The sequence below is a fragment of the Pseudofulvimonas gallinarii genome (assembly GCF_004343305.1).
Classification (GTDB): Bacteria; Pseudomonadota; Gammaproteobacteria; order Xanthomonadales; family UBA2363; genus Pseudofulvimonas; species Pseudofulvimonas gallinarii.
On sequence record NZ_SMAF01000001.1, the window covers coordinates 22,645 to 42,536 of the forward strand.

Genomic DNA, 19,892 nt, shown 5'->3' on the forward strand with positions numbered 1-19,892 from the left:
GATGACCGCTCGCCGTGTTTTGACCGGGGCGCTTCGAACCTGCGTGGCGCCCACGCCTGGAGACAGAACGTGATCTCCCAGAATCTTCTCCTTGCCATCGTGCTGGCGCCGCTGCTGGGCGCCATCATCGCCGGCCTGTTCGGGCGCCAGGTCGGCCGCGCCGGCGCGCACACCGTCACCATCGCCGGTGTCGGCGTCGCCTGCGCGTTGTCGTTCTACGTGCTCCACCAGCTGGTCTGGGGCGCCGCCGAACCGTTCAACCAGAATGTCTACACCTGGTTCGACGTTGGTGGCTACAGCGCCCATGTCGGTTTCATGGTCGACCGCCTGACGGCGATGATGATGGTCGTGGTGACCTTCGTGTCGCTGCTGGTGCATGTCTACACGATCGGCTACATGGCCGAGGACCCTGGTTACCAGCGATTCTTCAGCTACATATCGCTGTTCACGTTCTCGATGCTCATGCTGGTGATGAGCAACAACTTCCTGCAGCTGTTCTTCGGCTGGGAAGCGGTCGGCCTGGTGTCCTACCTGCTGATCGGCTTCTGGTTCAAGCGTCCGAGCGCGGTGTTCGCCAACATGAAGGCCTTCCTGGTCAATCGCGTCGGCGACTTCGGCTTCCTGCTCGGCATCGGCTGCGTGCTGTACTACTTCGGCTCGCTCGACTACGCCTTCGTGTTCGAGAACACGCACCTGGTCGATGGTCGCACCATGCCGCTGCTCGGCGACCGCGAGTTCCAGGTCGTGTCCGTGATCTGCCTGCTGCTGTTCGTCGGCGCGATGGGCAAGAGCGCGCAGGTGCCGCTGCACGTCTGGCTGCCGGACTCGATGGAAGGCCCGACCCCGATTTCCGCGCTGATCCACGCCGCGACCATGGTCACCGCCGGCATCTTCATGGTGGCGCGCATGTCGCCGCTGTACGAGATGAGCGAGTTCGCGCTCAGCTTTATCCTGTTCATCGGCGCGACCACGGCCTTCTTCACCGGCCTGATCGGCATCGTCCAGAACGACATCAAGCGCGTGGTCGCCTATTCGACGCTGTCGCAGCTGGGCTACATGACCGTCGCGCTCGGCGCCAGCGCCTACTCGGCGGCGGTGTTCCACCTGATGACCCACGCCTTCTTCAAGGCGCTGCTGTTCCTCGGTGCAGGCTCGGTCATCATCGCCATGCACCACGAGCAGGACATGCGCTACATGGGCGGGCTGCGCAAGAAGATGCCGATCACCTGGATCACCATGGTGATCGGCACGCTGGCGCTGATCGGTACGCCGTTCTTCTCCGGCTTCTATTCCAAGGACGCGATCATCGAGGCGGTGAAGCACGCCGACCGTCCGTTCGCGACCTACGCCTACTGGTGCGTCCTGCTCGGCGCCTTCGTGACGGCGTTCTACAGCTTCCGCCTGCTGTACCTGACCTTCCACGGCAAGCCGCGCTACAAGGTCGAGGCCCACCATGGCCACGCCGACCACCACGACGACCATCACCACACGCCGGGCGTACTGGCGCATGCGCCGCACGAGTCGCCCTGGGTGGTGACGCTGCCACTGATCCTGCTGGCGATCCCGTCGATCCTGATCGGCTACTTCACGGTCGGCCCGATGTTGTTCGGCGACTGGTTCGGTACCGCCATCCATGTCAACGATGCCAACAACACGCTGGCCGAGGTGGGTTCGCACTTCCACGGTCCGGCGGCGTTCGCGCTGCATGCCTTCGCGACGCCGGTGTTCTGGCTGGTGGTCGCCGGCTTCGGCCTGGCCACCTTCGTCTACCTGTTCCGTCCGCAGCTGGCCGAGGCGTCGCGCCGTGCACTGGCGCCGCTGGTGAAGGTGCTGGAGAACAAGTACTACGTCGACGCCTTCTACCAGGCGGTGTTCGCGCGTGGCAGCCTGCTGCTGGGTCGCGGCCTGTGGAAGGGCGCCGATGTCGCGGTGATCGATGACGGCCTGGTCAACGGCTCGGCGAAGCTGGTCGGCCGCGTCGCCGCGCTGGTTCGCCGTGCCCAGACGGGTTTCCTGTACCACTACGCGTTCGCGATGATCGTCGGGCTGCTCGTGCTGCTCGGCGGTTTCGTCTGGTACGCAAACCGATAACGACATCATGACTTCCTGGCCCCTGCTGTCCCTCCTGCTCTGGTTGCCGATCCTCGGCGGCATCCTCGTGCTGGCCGCCGGCCCACGCCTTGCCCGGCCGCTGGCCCTGGTCGTATCGCTTGTCGTGCTGGCGGTGTCGATCCCGCTGTACATGGGCTATGACGCCACCGCCACCGGCCTCGAGACCATGCAGTTCATCGAGCGCCATGCCTGGATTCCCGCCATCGACGCGCAGTACGCGCTCGGCGTGGATGGCATCTCGGTCGCGCTGGTGCTGTTGACGACCTTCGTCACCGTGCTGGTTGTGCTGGGTGCGTGGGAATCGATCAAGGAGCGCCCGCACCAGTACCTGGCCGCCTTCCTGATCCTCGAAGGCTTCATGATCGGCGTGTTCTGCGCGCTCGACGCACTGCTGTTCTACGTGCTGTTCGAAGGCATGCTGATCCCGATGTTCATCATCATCGGCATCTGGGGCGGACCGCGGCGCGTCTACGCGACCTTGAAGTTCTTCCTCTACACGTTCCTCGGCTCGGTGTTCATGCTGGTCGCGCTGATCTACCTGTACCTGCAGGCGGGCACGTTCGATCTGCACACGCTTTCGCGTCTGGACGGGCTCGACCTGAACACGCAGAGCTGGCTGTTCTTCGCGTTCCTGGCGGCCTTCGCGGTCAAGGTGCCGATGTATCCGGTGCATACCTGGCTTCCGGACGCGCACGTCGAGGCGCCGACCGGCGGCTCCGTGGTGCTGGCTGCGATCATGCTGAAGATCGGTGGTTACGGCTTCATGCGCTTCACGCTGCCGATCGTTCCCGACGCCGGCCATGAATGGGCGTGGCTGGTCATCGCCCTGAGCCTGATCGCCGTGGTGTACATCGCCTTCGTGGCCCTGGTGCAGCAGGACATGAAGAAGCTGATCGCCTATTCGTCGGTGTCGCACATGGGCTTCGTGACCCTGGGCATCTTCATCGCCTTCGCGATGATGCGCGAGCATGGCAATGTCGATGGCGCCCAGCTGGCGCTGAGCGGTGCGATGGTGCAGATGATCTCGCACGGCTTCGTCTCCGGCGCGATGTTCTCCTGCGTCGGCGTCCTGTATGACCGCATGCACACGCGCATGATCGGCGACTACGGCGGCGTCGCGAACGTCATGCCATGGTTCGCCGTGTTCATGGTGCTGTTCGCGATGGCCAACAGCGGCCTGCCCGGCACCTCGGGCTTTGTCGGCGAGTTCATGGTCATCATGGCGGCGTTCCAGTCGAACTTCTGGATCGCCGCGCTGGCCGCGCTGACGCTGATCCTCGGCGCCGCGTACACGCTGTGGCTGGTCCGCCGCGTCATGTATGGCGAGATCGGCAACGACAACGTCCGCCAGCTGACCGACATCAACGCCCGCGAGGCGGTGGTGCTCGGCGCCTTCGCCGCGGCCGTGCTGCTGTTCGGTATCTGGCCGGCACCCCTGACTGCGCTGATGGACAACTCGATTGCCCACGTCGCGCAGTTGCTGCTCGACTCCAAACTCTGAGGTCGCGATGATCTTCGCCAACCCTGATCTCGACCTGATCCTGCCCGAGCTGGTCCTGCTCGGCGGCACGCTGCTGATGCTGATGGTCGACCTGTTCGCGCGCCAGAACGGCCGCTGGCTGACGCACGCCCTGGCGTTGCTGGTGCTCGCCGCCACCGCCGGCATGGTGCTGGCGCAGGGCATGACGCTGACCGGCACCGCGTGGAACGGTGCCTATGAACGCGACGTGCTGTCGGCGGTGCTGAAACTGGCGATCTGCCTGGTCAGCGCGCTGTGCCTGATCTATTCGCGGTCCTATCTCGCGGACCGCAACCTGTGGGCGGGCGAGTTCTACCTGCTGGTGCTGTTCGCCGTGCTCGGGATGTCGATCCTGGTATCCGCCGGCAACCTGATCATCATCTACCTCGGCCTTGAGCTGATGGCCCTGTCGACGTATGCGCTGGTGGCGCTGCACCGGGACAACCGCCGCGCCTCGGAAGCCGCGGTGAAGTACTTCGTGCTCGGTGCGCTCGCCTCCGGCATGCTGCTGTACGGCATGTCGATGATCTTCGGCGCCACCGGTTCGCTGGATATCTCCACCATCGCCGCGACCTATGGCGCGAACGAGACCACGAACTCGCTGATGGCGTTCGGCACGGCATTCATCGTCGTCGGCCTCGCGTTCAAGCTGGGCGCGGCGCCGTTCCACATGTGGCTGCCGGATGTCTACCAGGGTGCGCCGACCGCGGTGACCACCTTCATCGGTTCGGCGCCGAAGCTGGCGGCCTTCGGCATGGCCTGGCGCCTGCTGGAAGGCGCCCTGGGCGGTCTGTCGGAAAGCTGGACCGACATGCTCAGCCTGCTCGCCGTCGCCTCGCTGGCGATCGGCAACCTCGCCGCGATCATGCAGACGAACCTGAAGCGCATGCTCGCGTATTCGACGATCTCGCATGTCGGCTTCCTGTTGCTTGGCCTGATCCAGGGCACGCCGGACGGCTATGCGGCGGCGCTGTTCTATGCGATCTGCTATGCGCTGATGTCGGCCGGCGCCTTCGGCGTGATCCTGTGGCTTGCCCGCCAGGGTTTCGAGGCCGAGGACATCGACGATCTCAAGGGCCTCAACCAGCGCGCGCCCTGGGCCGCCTTCGTGATGCTGCTGTTCATGGCGTCGCTGGCGGGCATCCCGCCGCTGGTGGGCTTCTTCGGCAAGCTGATGGTGCTCAAGGCGGTGATCGAAGCCGGTCGCCTGTGGCTGGCGATCGCCGCCGTGGTGTTCGCCGTCATCGGCGCCTTCTACTACCTGCGCGTCATCAAGGCGATGTACTTCGACAAGCCGGAAGGTGCCGATGCGATGCCGGCCAAGGACCGCGGCCTCAGCATCGCGCTGAGCGCCAATGGCCTGGCGCAGCTGGGCCTGGGCCTGTACTGGGGTCCGCTGATCGCCTGGTGCCTGCGCGCCTTCAGCTGAGGCCGGGCTTCCGCCGGATCGGATCCAGGGTGGGTGGCAGCGCATGCCGCCGCTCGCCCGTGCCGCCGCGGTTACCCGGGGCGGCGCTGCTGGCTCAATCCTCAAGGCTGGTCCCTTGCGGGGCGGGCAGTGACGGCAGCGGCGAATCGCCGTCAGCTTTTCCGGGCACACCCGCGATGAAACGAGGCGTCAGATCCGTCGCGGCCGGGCTGGCCCTGATCGCGCTGCTGCCGCTCATGCTGGCGGCGTGCCGCTCGCATTCGGTGCGTACGGTTGATCGTGCCGAGGGCATCGAAGTGTTCGCCCACAGCGACCGGCTGGTCGGCAAATACGATTTCCGCTGGTACACGGTGCGGATCGACGGGGTCGAAGCGGCCATCGGCGAGCCCTGGTATGACGCAGGCCAGCGGCGCTTCCAGCGAGTCGACCTGGTCCAGATCGGCGAGGTCCATGCAGCGGTCGTGAAAGTGCTGGGCACTTCGCGCGAAAGCGCCTACAGCCACTACATGACATTTCTCGTCGAGCCGGACGGGCAGGGCGGTATCGCGATCACGCGGCTGTCGCCAGCCGGTCGCCCTGGCGCAGACGGTCTTGATGTCCCTTGGCCGGTTCCGGGTCGAGCCGACCGCTGACGGGCATCGTCCGGCGCCGCGGCTGGATCACTTTCCACCCATCCGGCGTAGCGGCGAACCCGGGCAGGGGGATCGTGGCCAGCGCGAGGCGGTTCCGCGTCCTCGGTCGCAAAACGGGCGCTGCCCTGTGGCGGTGTACTGCGCTGAGGGCAACCGCCGGCATGCCAGGGTTGCGCATCGGTGGAAGCGGGCCGCTCCGGGCGGACGACGCGGACGACTCGGGCCGGTAAAACCGGCTCGCGCCCGGATCAGCGCACCAGCGCCAGCGACAGCGAGGGCACGTAGGTGATGATCAGCACCGCCGCGAATAGGATCAGGAAGAACGGCACGCAGGCGCGCACCAGGGTCCAGATCGGAACATTGAAACGGTAGGCCGCGATGAACAGCGTCATCCCGATGGGCGGGGTGAAATAGCCCAGTTCCATGTTCGCCAGGAAGATCACGCCCAGGTGGGTGGCGTCGATGCCGTAGCCTTCGGCGATCGGCAGCAGCAGCGGAACGAGGATCACCGTTGCCGAGAAGATGTCCAGGCACATGCCCATCAGCAGCAGGAACAGGTTGAGAAGCATCAGGAACGCCAGCTTGCTGTCGACGTGTTCGCGGATGAAGGCAAAGACACGCGCCGGTACCTCGGCATCGACCAGGTAATTGGTGAACGCCAGCGAGACGCCGAAGATCAGCAGGATCGCGCCGACCAGGACCATCGATTCGCGCAGTACCCCGGGTAGCGCGCGCAGATTGACTTCGCGACGGATGACGACGGTGAGGATCAGGGTATAGGCGGCCGTCACGGCCGCCGCCTCGGATGCCGCAAACCAGCCGGCGTAGATGCCACCCAGCACGATCACCGGCAACGGCAGCTCCCAGGCGACGTCGAGCAGTGCGGCGCGCACTTCCTGCCATCCCTTTGCTTCCCGGGGTGGGCGGGGCGGCAGGCGTCGACCCTGCCAGACCGCATAGGCACCGAGCATCAGGATCATCAGCAGCGCCGGCAACAGGCCGGCGCGGAACATGTCATCGACACCGACCGCGGCACCACCGGCGTGCTGCGCCACGACCGCATACAGGATCAGCGGCAGGGCCGGTGCCAGCAGCAGGCCCAGGCTGCCGCAGGTGGTCAACAATCCGAGCGCGAACAGGCGCGGATAACCCGCCTGCAGCATGGCGGGCAGCAGGATGGCGCCGATGGCGACAATGGTGACGCCGGACGCGCCCGTGAAGGCGGTAAACAGCGCACAGGTCAGGATGGCGACAATGGCCAGTCCGCCCGGCATCCAGCCGAGCAACGCATCCGACAGCCGTACCAGCCGTCTTGGCGCCTGGCTTTCCGCCAGCAGGAAACCGGCGACAGTGAACAGCGGGATCGCGACGAGCACCGGCATGTCGGCCAGCCGGTAGAACTCGATCATCACGATGCTCAGGTCGAGTTCCTGTCCATGGAAGCCCAGCAGCGCCACCGCGGCGATCACCGCGAACAGCGGCGCACCCAGCAGGGCGAGCAGGAGCAGTCCGAGGCCGACCAGCACCACTGTCATGTCAGTGTCCCGGGATCCCGTCGGCCGGCGGCGTAGGCGCGCGGAACGCAGCGGCGGCGAGCCGCAGCGCGATCACCGCCAGTCCGAACGGCAGGATCGCCTGCGCCAACCAGCTCGGCACCGAGGCGAAGGCGATGCCACCGATCTCGTATTCATCGCGCACCATGCGCAGCGCCTGCCAGGCGAGGATGGCACTGATCGCGGCGGCGAAGCCATAGGTCAGCATCCGGACCACGCGCGCGGCGAGCGCCGGCAACCAGCGCGCGGCGATGTCCAGGCCGATGTGGCGACCTTCGCGGGCCGCCGCCATGGCGCCGAGCATGGCCAGCCAGAGCACCAGCATGCGCAGCAGCGGATCCAGCCAGGGCAGCCCGGTATCGAATCCCGTGCGCAGCACGATGGACGCCGTGGCCAGCAGCACCAGGGCGAACACCGCCAAGGCGAGTACCCCGTCCTCAAGCCGGTGCAGCGCGCCCGCCCAGGCGTTTTTCCGCGCCACGCTCATCGAGCGTCGCTGGCTCCGCCGCGAACGCGTTCCAGTTCGGCCATCATCATGCGGAAGTTCTCGGCCCCCAGCGTGCCCTGTTCGACCAGCGCCTGGGCGCTGCGCTCGCCGATCGACTGCCAGTACGCCTGCTCTTCGGCATTCGGCTCGAAGAACTCGATGCCTTCGCCGCGCAGGGCGTCGCGGGCGGCGATGTTGTCACGCTGTGTTTGCGCATCAAGACGGACGATGCCGGCCTGGATTTCCTCGTGGATCACGGCCTGGTCGGCGGCATCGAGGCGATCGAAGGTGCGCTTGTCGAGGGCGACGATGCCGATCAGGTAGGCGATCGGCATGTCCACCATGTGGCGCACCCGCGTGTGCCACTGGAAGGCCAGCGCGCCGGCCGGTGTGTTGGCGACGGTGTCGACGAGGCCGGTCTGCAGACTGGTATAGACATCGGCGATTGAAAGCGGCACCGGCTGCACGCCCGCCATCTCATAGGTCACCGAGGAAATCACGTCGCCCTGCGGCAGCCAGGCCTTGGCGGCGACGAGGTCGTCGCGGCCGCGGATCGGCTGCCTGCTCATCAGGTAGGCGAAGCCGCCGCCGGCGATGCCGGCGACCACCAGGCCCTTGTCGGCGAGGCCCCGGACGATGACCGGATCCATCACCTTGCGCACGGCATCGACTTCGTCCTGGCTGCGGAACAGGAACGGAACACCGTAGATCATCGCGTCCGTGTACAGCGGGCTGAGCTCGCTGCCGGTGAAGGCGCCGCCCTGCAGCTGGCCGACGCGCAGCTTGCGCAGCACGGTGGCGTCGTTGCCCATCACGCCGCCGGGATAGAACTTCAGTTCGACGCGCCCTTCGGTGCGGGTCTGGATCGCCTCGCCGGCGGCACGCATCTCGCGCATCCACGCCGTTCCTTCCGGCGCAAGTGTGGCGATCTTGAATACGGTGGCGGCGGAGGCCGGCGCCGCCAGCGCCAGCAGGAGCAATGCGCACACGCGTGACAGCATCATCGTGTCCTCTCGATTCCGATCAGAAATAGTTGTCGGCCGAAGCCTTGAGTGCCGCGGCACGCTGTTGCGCCAGCACGTTCACCAGCGTCAGGCCGGGCGCCACCGGATCGGCGTCCAGCGCCTCGTCGACTAGGCGGTCGTGCAGCTCGCGGTCGAACACCAGGCGCGTGTAGTGCTGTGCGTACAGCACGCGCGCCATCTGGTTGCGACCGCCGGAGAGCGCCAGCGCACGTTCGAAGTACGCCTGGCCCTGCTCCGGCTTGCCGCCATACGCAGGCGGAAGAAGCGTCGAAAGTACGCCAAGGTAGAGCAGCGGCTGGCCATTCTGGTAGGTCGGATCAAGCGTGACGACGCGCTCGAGCAGCGCCTGCACCTTGGGAATGTCGGCGATCATGCTCCAGTTGCCGCTGTCGGCCTGTACCAGGCCGGCCCAGGCGGCGGCATAGGCGAACAACGCGTCGATCGCGCTTGCCGGTACCGCTGCGGCGGCGGCTTCGAAGTCCTCGAAGGGCTGGCCCTTCGATTCGCAGAGCGCGGCATGGTCGGCGCAGAACACGCGGCCGGCGTACGCGAGCGCACGACGCGCCAGTCGCGTCGCCCGCTCCGGCTCGTCGACGAAGACGCCGGCGTAGACGCCATACAGACGGCTGGCGCTGAGCAGCAGCCCGGCATTGTCCGGACTGTTCTCGATCAGGCCATCGAGCATGATCAGGTAGGCGGGCAGGGCGGCACGTACGGTTTCGGGATCGTCATGGTTCTCGATGCCGGCACTGAGTCCGCTGCTCACGCCCGACGTCGCCTTGCCTACCAGCTTCGAACAGCCGGTCACCGACAGCAGGGCGGCCAGCGCGATGCAGGCGCACGCGGTGAAGCGGCGGATGTGCGGGGCGTGGGAGGTCATGCCAGGCAGGTCCAAGCGTCGATCCAGCCGCATAGTGTAGCGGTCGGCAGGACTCGACGCAGGCGCGCATTGCCGGGGCGCCGCCAGTCGACCACACTGCCGGCATGGACCAGCCCAAGACCTACGATCGCGCCTACTTCGATGCCTGGTACCGCCGCCAGGGCATCAATCGCGGCGCCATCCTGACGCGCAAGGTGGCGATGGCGGTCGCCACCGCGGAGTTCCACCTGATGCGGCCACTGCGTTCGGTACTGGACGTTGGCTGCGGCGAAGGCGTCTGGCGCGCGCCCCTGCTCGCACTGCGCCCGAAGCTCGCCTATCTCGGCCTGGACAACAGCGACTACGCGGTGGACCGCTTCGGCCGGCGGCGCAACCTGCACAGGGCACGATTCGGCGATCTGGAACACCTGCGCTTCGACCGCGCCTTCGACCTGCTGGTGTGCGCTGATGTCCTGCACTACCTCGGCGATGCCGAGGTCCGCCGCGGACTGTCCGGCTTCGCCGCTTTGTGCCATGGCGTCGCGTATCTGGAAACCTATTGCGCCGAAGACGAAATAGACGGCGACCTGCACGGATTCCGGCGGCGTCCGGCCGCGTGGTACCGGCACGAGTTCGCGAAAGCCGGGTTCGTCGCCTGCGGCAGCCACCTCTGGTTGAGCCCCGTGCTTGCCGATGAAGCGGCGGCGCTGGAGATACAGGCACCATCGCCGCGTGCACGGTCGCGCACAGGCGCCTCGACGTGAGCATCCAGGCCGAGGTGCCGTACGAGCGACTGGGTCCCGACCAGGTGCTCGATGCCATAGAAGGCCTGGGCATCATGGCCGACGGCCGGCTGCTCGCACTGAACAGCTACGAGAACCGCGTCTATCGCATCGGCGTCGAGGGCGGCCCACCCCTGGTGGCGAAGTTCTACCGGCCCGGTCGCTGGACCGAGGCCGGCATACTCGAGGAGCACGCGTTCACGGCGGAACTGGTCGAGGCCGACCTGCCGGTCGTTGCACCACTGCTGATCGGCGGTGCGTCCCTGCACGCGCACGAGGGCTTTCGCTTCGCGCTGTTCCCGACCATCGGCGGCCGTTCGCCGGAACCGGGCGACCGCGACGGCCTGCGCCGGATCGGGCGAACGCTCGCGCGCCTGCACTCGATCGGTCGCCGGACCGCGTTCGAACATCGGCCGCGACTGGATGTGGTCAACCATGGCGTTGCGCCGGTCGAGGCCTTGCTGGAGGGCCGGTGGCTGCCGGCCCATCTGGTCGCACCGTTCCGTGCCATCAGTGCGCAGGTCCTCGCCACAATCGCGGACATCTGGGCCGGCGCCGGCCAGTTCGCCACGCTGCGACTGCACGGCGATTGCCACTACGGCAACCTGCTGGAGCGCAACGACGAGATCCTGCTGGTCGATTTCGACGACTGCCTTTCCGGGCCGGCCATCCAGGACCTCTGGATGCTGGTGTCGGGCGAGGGCGACGACCTGCGCCGGCAGTGGGGCTGGCTGCTCGAGGGCTACAGCCTGTTCGCCGATCCCGACCCGCGCGAGTTCGCGCTGGTCGAAGCACTGCGCACGCTGCGCATCCTGCATTACCACGGCTGGATCGCCCGGCGCTGGGGTGATCCGGCGTTCCCCCTGGCCTTTCCCTGGTTCGAGGAACAACGCCACTGGGAGACGCTGGTCGGGCAGTTGCAGGAGCAACTTGCGGCCATGCAGGAGCCGGTGGTGATTTCCTGACTGCGGATCCGGGGCGCTCTGGACGGGTTGGCGCCATCATACGGATGAGTTGCAGCTCAGGTTTGCTGCGCAACCTGTTGAATTATTTGGATCGCAAGGATTGAACCCTGGCGCATTTTGCGCCCGCTCCATCCCGTTTCAGAAAAAAGTTGATGTCAATCACAGTTTGTGGTCCACTGTGCCGGACCGGTCCCGGGCAGGCTTTCGCCGGGCTTGGAAGGGGGAGCCCAATGTCCTAGGGGAGGATTGGGCGGGCGATCCGCCCGGGCCGGTCGATCCAACGCGGGATGGCCGCACGCCGGCTGTCCGGCGGCTGGAAACCATCAGGCACTGGCACTGCCCGCGTGCAGCCGCTTCGCGGACCTTGACACAGACTCAAACGGTTTGCGTCCGCAGGGGTCGACCGGCGTCGGCCGACAGGACGGCGGCGTCGGCGCATGGCGTCGCATGCCGCGCGCGCGCGACGGTGCTTCGCGACACGGGATGCCAGGCGGACAGCTTCTGCCACTACTGGAAGCCGTTGGCGAAGATCAAGTCCGGCTGCACTTCAAAGGCGCCGACATCGGGCGCCCCACTGCGCGGAAAGCCACGCTGGTCCACGGCCGGTGCGCCCGTGGCCGTACCGGCATCGATGGCCGCACTGCCGGGCAGCAGCGCCAGCGTCGGCGTCGGACCGCCGTTGTCGGCGGGTGGGCCGACGGCCGCATCGGCGAACTGGGATCCGGGCGTGACCGGCAGTTCGGTCTGGCCGCCGGATCCCGGCCGCACCTGCGGCCACTGGATATTGTTGCTTCCGGACACGGGTGAGTTGAGCAGCGCCCACGGGTTCCAGGCATTGCCGCCGGTGTTGTTCCGGAACAGTACGTTGCGCAGGGTCAGGGGCGCGTTCGCGGCGTTGCTGATGCCGCCGGCGAAGCAGACAGTGCAGTCGGCGCGGTTGTCGACGATGCTGCTGTTCTGGATGGTGACGCCGCCGGTCGCGGCCAGGTTGATGGCGCCACCCAGGCCATTGAGCGCGAGGTTGCCATGGAACGTGCTGTTGACGATGGTGCCGCTGGCCAGGGTGGCGCCATGATTGAACAGCGACAGGCCGCCGTAGCCGGAGGCGGACACATTGCCAAGGAAACTCGATGCGTGGATTTCGAACGGGCCGCCCTGCAGATAGACGCCGGCCGTGTGCGAATTGCTGGCGCCGAGGCTGCGGTTTCCTTCGACCAGTGTGTCCCGAAGCCGGACGAAACTTTCCTGGTCGTAGGCGACCGTGAACAGGCCGCCACCATAGGCATTGGCGTCGTTGTCGATCAATCGCGACCGGCACAGGTTGATGTGTCGCTGTGCCCCATCGACGCCCAGGCCACCACCGTTGCCGCCGTTGCCGGGGTTGCCGCCGGTGCCGGTGGCGCGGTTGCCGGAAAGTTCGCTGTCGAACAGGTTCACGAGCCTGGAGCCGAGCGAATACACGCCGCCGCCGTTGGCGCCGCTGTTTCCGCTGACGCGCGTCCGCACAAGACTGAGTTCGGCGGCGCCGACGACATAGAGCCCGCCACCCCCGTCATCCTGGGCGACCTGCACCGCGTGGTTGTCCTGGAACACTGAATCGTAGACCCGGATGGTCACCGCCTGCCACGGGCCGCCCGTGGGCTTGTAAAGGCCGGCACCGGACTGGGCTGGCGTATGCCCGCCGATGATGCGGGCGTTGAGCAGATCGAAGCGGTAGGTCTGGTTGCCGGGGTTCTCGACCAGCAGGACGCGACGCGCCCCGCTGCCGGAGAGCGTGGCGCCGTTGACGTCGAGTACGGTCGCCCGCGTGATCCTCAGGGTCTGGCTGAGCGCCAGCGTGCTGCTGCCGATATTGAGCCGGATCGCGCCACCGGCATCGAGCGCCGCTTGCAGGGCCGCTGTCGTGACCGATCCAGGCGAGCCGTTGCCGAGCACCGTCCAGCCGGTTGCCGGGGGCGGCGCCGGCTCGGCGCAGTCGAACCCGCTTTGCGCTTGCGCCACCGACGCGACCGCCAGCAGCGAAACGGCGATCCATGCCCGCGGCGGGCGCAAGCGAACGATTTCCGGTTTCACGGTGTGGCTCCAGGATCGGCAGGGGCCAGCTTAGCGGAGCGGCTGCGTCCTGGACGGAATCCGGCTGGCCGTCAGAACAGCGTGAGCTGGGGTCCGGACGGACGGCGGAACTTTCCCGGGTCCAGCGGGGGAAACTCCCGCGACAGCCCCAGGCGGGCACAGGCGCGGTCAAAGCGCCGCGCGGCCAGTTGCGCGTAAGGTCCGGTGCCGCGCATGCGGGTCGAGAAATCGGAGTCATAGTCACGCCCGCCGCGCATCTGCTGCATGCGGCTCATGACGTGCGCGGCCTTCAGTGGGAAACGTTCCTGCAGCCAGTCGCGAAACAGGGGTGCGACTTCCCACGGAAGCCGCAGCAGCACCCAGGCCGCGTGCCGCGCGCCGGCTTCAGCAGCGCTGGAAAGAATGGTCTCCAGTTCGTCATCGGTGAGGAAGGGCACCACCGGCGCCACGTTCACGCCGACCGGGACGCCGGCGTCGGCGAGGCGGCGGATCGCTTCGACGCGCCGGGCCGGGGCGCTGGCACGCGGCTCCATGTAGCGGCTGATGTCGGTATCCAGCGTCGTGATCGACAGCGACACGCTTGCCAGGCCTTCCGCTGCCATGTCGGCCAGCAGGTCGATGTCGCGCTCGACCAGTGCGTTCTTGGTCACGATGTGGACCGGGTGACGGGTTTCGGCCAGCACCTGCAGGATCCCGCGCGTGAGCCGGCGCCGACGTTCGACCGGCTGGTAGGCGTCGGTGTTCGCGCCAAGCATGACCGGCACGGGCCGGTAGCCCGGCCGCGACAGTTCGCCGCGCAGGACCTCGACGGCGTTGCCTTTGGCGAACAGCCGGGTCTCGAAATCGAGTCCGGGAGACAGTCCGAGATAGCTGTGGCTGGGCCGCGCATAACAGTAGATGCAGCCGTGCTCGCAGCCGCGATAGGGATTGATCGTCGCGTCCGGGCCGCTGTCGGGCGAGTCGTTGCGCTGGACGATACTGCGGGCCGATTCCTCGGTCAGTGTGGTCGCCAGCCGTCCCTGTTCTTCGCCGACGTCGCCATACCAGCCGTCGTCCTCGACCTGCACCTGCAGTTTCTCGTAGCGGCCCTCGCGATTGTCGACAGCACCGCGGCCTTTCGCGGCACCGCGGTCGAAATCGTTGGCGGTGGATTTCAGGGCCATATCTGCAGGTGTGCGACGAAGGTGTGCGGGGCGCAAAGGTCGGGAGGGAGGATCGGCGGAGCGTCGCGTTGACGCTGGCCGCTTGGTCGCCCGGGATGCAGGGGCAGCGGCATCACGCGTGCGTCGCCGGCTTCGGCGCCGTCGGCAGCCGGAGCCGCCGCCGCCGCAATGCGGCAGCGGTCCTGGCGGTCATGCTAGCGCGCCGTCGTGATCGGGCGTCCGCTCCGGTGACGCAGGCTGTCGCCAGAGTCGCAGCCGTGGCCTGCAGCGATGGACCGGCGCCGCCGATGCCTGCGAAAGCGGTCCCGTCGGAGCCGGGCCTCCCGTGCCCGCGCTGATCGCGGGCACGGGTGCGCCGGCTTACGGCGGCGTCACCGTGATCCGCTGCGGCCTGGACTGGCCGACGGAGCGGATGTCCGGCCGGTACATGTCCTCGGCCTGTGGCGGCGGAACGACATACTCGCCGGGCGACACAGCGCGCACGAGGTAGTACAGCTGCGCCGTCTGGCCCTGCCACATGCGGAGGGCGGCGACATAGCGGTCGTCGCGGTATTCCTCGTTGCGGATATCGACGCCGTAGCGCTCGTTCATGGGCATGCCGTCGATGACCAGGCTTTCAAGCAGGCGGCGATCGACGAGGTTGAGGTTCTCCGCCTCCAGTCCGCCGGGCAGGTAGTCGACGACCAGCAGGTCGTCACTGCGCTCGCGCGCTTCGATCGTCAGGCGCACGACCAGGCTTTCGCCCTCACGCACCGTGTTGCCGGTGAACGCGTCGCCACTGGTGGTGAACCAGTCACGGCGGATGCTCACGCCGTCGTCGGCGGCAGCCGGCGGCGAGCGCGGTACGCCGGCGCTTTCACGCACGACGTACAGGCTGCCGCTGCCGGCGGGATCGAACTGCACGCCGGCGGACAGGGCATCGTCGCCGAAGGTACGGGCGAACATCGCAGTGGCCGCGATGTCTTCGCTGTCGCCGCCGATCCGCAGGCGGCCACCGACCGGATCTGCACCGTCCCTGCGCAGCTGTCGACCGAGGCGGAACAGTGCAAGCTGCTCCTGCGTGGTGAAGTAACGCCGCGAACCTTCGCTGCCGCCACCCAGCGAGCGCGCCAGCCCCAGCAGTTCGCTATCGATGCCGGCAACGCGGACATCATGCTGGCGCAGCAGCGCGAGGGCGAGCGCGCGATCACGCAGGTTGCTGCCGTAGTCGCCCAGCCAGCGCGGCCGCCGCGGCGGATTGGCGAAGGCGCGGCTGAGCGTTTCCATGCCGCGGGGCTGGTCGCCCTGCAGGTGCAGCGCCAGTCCCAGATGCACCAGCGACAGCAGGCTGCGCGCCTGTTTCGCCTCGTTGTCCTTCATCGCCCGCAGCGTCCCCAGCGGTGCGCGTCCGAGGCGTGCCAGCACGTAGCCGGCGTGCGCGCGGATGGCGAAGCGCAGTGATTCGCTGTTCTCGTAGGCGTAGTAGCGGTCGCCACCGGACAGCAGGTCTTCATTGAGGCGCTCCAGCGCCCGTTCCAGGACCGGTTCCGGGATGGCCTGGCCGGCGTCGCGCGCCTCGATCAGCATCTCGGCGACGAATGGCGTGAGCTGCGTCTGGGCCTGGCCTTCGCCGCCCCACATGCTGAAGTGTCCGCTCGGCATCTGCATCGCGGATATGCGCGACAGCGCCTCATCGAGTGTCGTACGGCGCTTGTCCTCGTCGAGCGAGGCCAGGCCCAGGCGCTGCGCGGTACCGGCGTCGAGCAGCGCCAGCGGGAAGGCGCGGCTGGTGGTCTGCTCGAGACAGCCGTAGGGATAGCCGATCAGGTATTCCAGCGCGCTGCTGAAGGGCACCGGCGGCTGTCGCGACACGCTCAGCGACAGCGCACCGGAGCCCGGCAGGTAGGCGCCGAGTTCGCCCGCGCCCAGCTGGATGGAACTGCCTCCGGGCAGCTCGTCCATGCGGCTGGAGCGCAAGGTGCCCCAACCGGGACGGACGACCAGCTCGACTCGGCGGTCGAGGTCGACGCCATCGCCGCGCACCTGCACGCGCAGGCGGCCGACATCCTGGCCGGCCATGGCGTGCAGCGGCACGCTCAGCACGGTGCGCTCATCGTCGGCAAGGCGGACCTGGCGGCGGCCGTCCTCGACGCGCAGCGGAGGCCCGGCGGAAATCTCAAGGTCGAAGGTCTGTGCCTTGCCACTGAGATTGTGCAGGTCCAAGGTCACCTGCGAGCGGTCGCCGGGCGCCATCACACGCGGGCTGGAGATTTCCGCCACCAGCGGTGCACGCACTTCGGTCGCGCCCTCGGCACTGCCGAAGCTGTCCTCCGTCCAGACGACGGCGGCGAGGCGAAGGCGGCCGTTGAAATCGGGCACGTCGATGGCAAGCATCGCCTTGCCGTCGACGCCGATCTTCACCGGGCCGGTGAACAGGTCGACGGTGGCGACCTTCGCCGTCGGACGGCGTGCCTGCGGCAGCGCATCCAGGGCCAGGTCGCCGCCGTAGCGCAGCGTCGCGCCATGGCCGTCGCGGTATTCGATGACCTTGCCGTAGAGGTCGTAGGCATCGACCACGTAACGGCGCGCGGCGAAGAAGTAGTCGGCGGCATCGGGCACCGGATAGCGCGTGATGTTGATGATGCCCTGGTCGACCGCCGACAGGCTGATCATGGCCGTCCTGCCGGCCAGCGACGGCGCCTCGACAGAGATGTCCAGCGTGTTGCCGGGACGCATGCGCTCCGGCGCCTGCAGCGTGAGGGCGATGCGACGGTCACCGCGTTCGATGGGCAGGTGCGTGATGCCGATGGCGCGGTTCGGCGTGATCTTCTCGCGCGCCGACCCCGGGCGGAAGACGATCGCCGTGAGGTAGATGTCGTGGCGTTCCCATTCGGCGGGAATGTCGATGTCGACGACGGTGCCGTTCTTCACATCGATGCGGCGGCTGTGCAGCAGGCGGTCCCCGGCTTCGACCAGGAGCAGGCCGGGACCGGGCTGTGGCGGCGTCAGCGTGAGGCGTGCGGTGTCGCCGGCGCGGTAGCCGCTGCGGTCGAGCGCCACCTTGACCTTGTCCGGTCGCGCCGCGTCGCCCTGGTTGCTGTCGTTGCTGCTCCAACCGGCGACGAAGGGCAGGCGCGTCACCAGGCCGGTCGCCGGATCGGTGATGTCGACGCGGTAGTCGCCCCATTCGACGCGCGCCTCGTAGCGCACCGGCGAGCGGCCATCCAGCTGCAGCGTCTGCGCCGGACCGACCGCCTCCCAGTTGGAGACGAACTCGGCCTTCCAGCCCAGCTCGGGGTCGTGGGTCCAGATGTAGTCGTGGCGGTCGCGCATCAGTGCGACTTCGACGGCACCCGCGGCGAGGTTGCCGTGGCTGTCGGTGCGGGCGATTTCGAACTGCGCCGGTGCATTCGCGGAAGCGGGCTCGCGGGCATCGAACAGCGGCCGGATGCCCACCAGTGTTTCGTTCGGCCAGACGACACGCTTGATCGTGCGACTGACCGCGCGCCCGCCCGGCTCGAACACGCTGCCGCGGACGAACACCGACAGCGGTGATGTGGTGGGCAGGTCGTCCGGCAACTCGATCTCGGTGTCGAGACGGCCCTCGGCGGGCAGCGCCGTATCGATCGCCGGTTCTTCCATCTTCGGCAACGTCACGGTGGGATCGCCGAAACGGAAGCCCGGCAATGTTTTCACGATCTCGCCGGCGCGTTCGAAACTGACCTCGGCCATGAACCGGTTGCCGGCGGCGGGCGCGCCATAAAGGTACGCGGCCTCGACCTTCAGCGGCAGCGGCGCGCCGGCAGGCAGCGCCTCGTCGCCACTGGCAAGTTCCAGCTTCAGGCGTTCGGGCAGGAATTCCTCGATGCGCAGGGCCATGGCGCCGACCGCCTGGCCATCGGGATCCAGACGCACTTCCAGGTTCCAGCGTCCGGTCGCGACATCGGCCGGCAGTTCACGCTCGAACCGGAACCAGCCGAGGGCATCGGGCGTCGCCTGGGCGCGAGCATAGACGCGCCCGTTCGGCTGCAGCAGTCGCAGGAACAGCGGCGACGCGGTGACGGCGCGACCGTCATGGTCGCGCAGCAGGCCCTGCACGCGGATCGCTTCACCAGGCCGGAACAGGTCTCGGCCGCCCCACAGGAAAACGCTGCGTTCGCTGCCACCGACACGTCCGCCCAGTCCAAACGCCGACAGGTCGAGCGCCGGCGTGCGCAGCGACAGCAGCGAGAAGTCGTTGCCCTTGCGCGCGACCAGCAGGTCGTTGCGGGATGCGCGCAGGGCCAGCGCGGCATTGCCGTCGCGATCGGTCGCGGCCTCGGCCAGCGTCTTGCCATGGCGGTCCAGCAGTTCCACGGTGACGCCGGACACGGCTTCGCCCGAGGCCAGCGAGGCGACATGGACGAAGGTGCCGTCCTTGTGCAGGCGCGCATGGACGCCAAGGTCGCTGACGAAGAACAGCGCGGTTTCGTAACTGTCGTCGAAGCGGCTGGCGCCGCGCATGATGGCGAAGTAGGCGCCCGGTTGCGAAAGCTCGCGAAGGTCGCGCACGGGGATGTGGTTGAGCGTGCGCTGGTTGGCATCCGCGCGCAGGGCGAAGCGGCTGCTGTACACGCTGTCCGCCATGTCGATGATGTCGCGCAGTTCCCAGGCGCTGCGTTCGCCATTGCGCTGGTAGTCGGCGAGGAACCTGGGCAGGGCACGCTCGCGCACGCGCAGGAACTCGATATCCGCTTCGGTCACGTTGATGGTGATGACCGGCAGGCCGGCGCTGTCACGGCCGGGCAGGACATGCCCCTGGCTGGCAAAGCCCAGCATCGGCGGCTGCGGTCCCGAATACACGGTGTGCTCGAAGGCCTGGCCGAGCGTGTCGCCCGCGGCCGACGACAGCTCCGCTTTCACCGTCAGCCGGTACCGCTTGTCGGGCTCAAGGTAGGGGAATACCAGCGTGGTGTTGTCGTCCTCGATCTCCCACGATCCAACCGGCCGGGCATCGGCGTCATTGCGCAGGTCCAGGAGCTTGTCGAAGTCCTGGCTCGGCGCCAGCGCTTCCGGGAAGCGCACGCGGACGGCGGGACGTCCGTAGCGGTTGAAGCCCTGCAGTTCCATGACATGGAATCCGCGGCTGCCCGGCGGCGCGATGTAGTGGGTGGCGGCTTCGGCGCCGCTTCGCGTCGTGCCCGGTGCCGGCTCCGGCGTGCCGGCATCGCGGCTGCAGGCGGCGGGCAGCAGCGCCAGAAGAGTCAGTGCCAGCAGGGACGAAAGACGGACGATGGCGGGGCGCATGCGACAGCTCCAGTGGCAAGGCGCCCAT

General features: G+C 67.7%; 13 protein-coding genes. 6 read left to right on the forward strand and 7 right to left on the reverse strand.

Going from position 1 to position 19,892, the window contains the following annotated elements:
- The first annotated feature begins 69 nt into the window (after nucleotides 1–69).
- The 4 genes from nuoL (at nucleotide 70) to EDC25_RS00170 (ending at nucleotide 5,692) form a co-directional block, all read left to right on the forward strand.
- Entirely contained in the window at nucleotides 70–2,091 is a 2,022-nt protein-coding gene (gene nuoL / locus EDC25_RS00155; protein WP_123521897.1) for an NADH-quinone oxidoreductase subunit L, read from the forward strand.
- 7 nt (nucleotides 2,092–2,098) lie between these two features.
- Entirely contained in the window at nucleotides 2,099–3,613 is a 1,515-nt protein-coding gene (locus tag EDC25_RS00160; protein ID WP_132577150.1) for an NADH-quinone oxidoreductase subunit M, read from the forward strand.
- A gap of 7 nt (nucleotides 3,614–3,620) precedes the next feature.
- A complete protein-coding gene (gene nuoN / locus EDC25_RS00165; protein ID WP_123521896.1) occupies nucleotides 3,621–5,060 on the forward strand; it encodes an NADH-quinone oxidoreductase subunit NuoN in 1,440 nt (479 codons plus the stop codon).
- A 176-nt stretch (nucleotides 5,061–5,236) separates the two neighbouring features.
- On the forward strand, nucleotides 5,237–5,692 hold the full coding sequence (locus EDC25_RS00170) for a hypothetical protein (RefSeq protein ID WP_123521895.1): 456 nt from the start codon (nucleotides 5,237–5,239) through the stop codon (nucleotides 5,690–5,692).
- A gap of 248 nt (nucleotides 5,693–5,940) precedes the next feature.
- Here EDC25_RS00170 and EDC25_RS00175 read toward each other — a convergent pair whose 3' ends face one another.
- From EDC25_RS00175 to EDC25_RS00190, 4 genes are read right to left on the reverse strand one after another with little or no spacing between them, the layout of a single operon-like run.
- Nucleotides 5,941–7,227 (reverse strand): TRAP transporter large permease, encoded by a 1,287-nt coding sequence (locus EDC25_RS00175; protein ID WP_123521894.1) that lies wholly within the window; start codon nucleotides 7,225–7,227, stop codon nucleotides 5,941–5,943.
- Nucleotide 7,228: 1 nt separating this feature from the next.
- Entirely contained in the window at nucleotides 7,229–7,732 is a 504-nt protein-coding gene (locus EDC25_RS00180; RefSeq protein WP_123521893.1) for a TRAP transporter small permease, read from the reverse strand.
- Nucleotides 7,729–8,733 carry a TRAP transporter substrate-binding protein gene (locus tag EDC25_RS00185; RefSeq protein ID WP_164484014.1) on the reverse strand — a complete coding sequence of 335 codons (1,005 nt, stop codon included), beginning with the start codon at nucleotides 8,731–8,733 and terminating at the stop codon, nucleotides 7,729–7,731. The genes EDC25_RS00180 and EDC25_RS00185 overlap by 4 nt, the downstream gene beginning before the upstream one ends.
- A 22-nt stretch (nucleotides 8,734–8,755) precedes the next feature.
- On the reverse strand, nucleotides 8,756–9,637 hold the full coding sequence (locus tag EDC25_RS00190; RefSeq protein WP_132577151.1) for a TRAP transporter TatT component family protein: 882 nt from the start codon (nucleotides 9,635–9,637) through the stop codon (nucleotides 8,756–8,758).
- A gap of 104 nt (nucleotides 9,638–9,741) precedes the next feature.
- On the opposite strand from EDC25_RS00190, the gene EDC25_RS00195 reads away from it, so the two are divergent.
- Together EDC25_RS00195 and EDC25_RS00200 are read left to right on the forward strand one after the other, a co-directional pair.
- On the forward strand, nucleotides 9,742–10,380 hold the full coding sequence (locus EDC25_RS00195) for a class I SAM-dependent DNA methyltransferase (protein WP_123521889.1): 639 nt from the start codon (nucleotides 9,742–9,744) through the stop codon (nucleotides 10,378–10,380).
- Complete coding sequence (locus tag EDC25_RS00200; RefSeq protein WP_338108952.1) at nucleotides 10,377–11,363, forward strand: serine/threonine protein kinase; 987 nt, start codon at nucleotides 10,377–10,379, stop codon at nucleotides 11,361–11,363. The genes EDC25_RS00195 and EDC25_RS00200 overlap by 4 nt, the downstream gene beginning before the upstream one ends.
- 507 nt (nucleotides 11,364–11,870) lie before the next feature.
- Here the strand turns inward: EDC25_RS00200 and EDC25_RS00205 are convergent.
- The 3 genes from EDC25_RS00205 to EDC25_RS00215 all read right to left on the reverse strand — a co-directional run bounded on the left by EDC25_RS00205 (nucleotide 11,871) and on the right by EDC25_RS00215 (nucleotide 19,864).
- On the reverse strand, nucleotides 11,871–13,436 hold the full coding sequence (locus tag EDC25_RS00205) for a choice-of-anchor Q domain-containing protein (protein ID WP_123521888.1): 1,566 nt from the start codon (nucleotides 13,434–13,436) through the stop codon (nucleotides 11,871–11,873).
- Nucleotides 13,437–13,507: 71 nt separating this feature from the next.
- A complete protein-coding gene (locus EDC25_RS00210) occupies nucleotides 13,508–14,599 on the reverse strand; it encodes a PA0069 family radical SAM protein (RefSeq protein WP_123521887.1) in 1,092 nt (363 codons plus the stop codon).
- A gap of 360 nt (nucleotides 14,600–14,959) precedes the next feature.
- Nucleotides 14,960–19,864 (reverse strand): alpha-2-macroglobulin family protein, encoded by a 4,905-nt coding sequence (locus EDC25_RS00215; protein WP_123521886.1) that lies wholly within the window; start codon nucleotides 19,862–19,864, stop codon nucleotides 14,960–14,962.
- Nucleotides 19,865–19,892 lie beyond the last annotated feature (28 nt).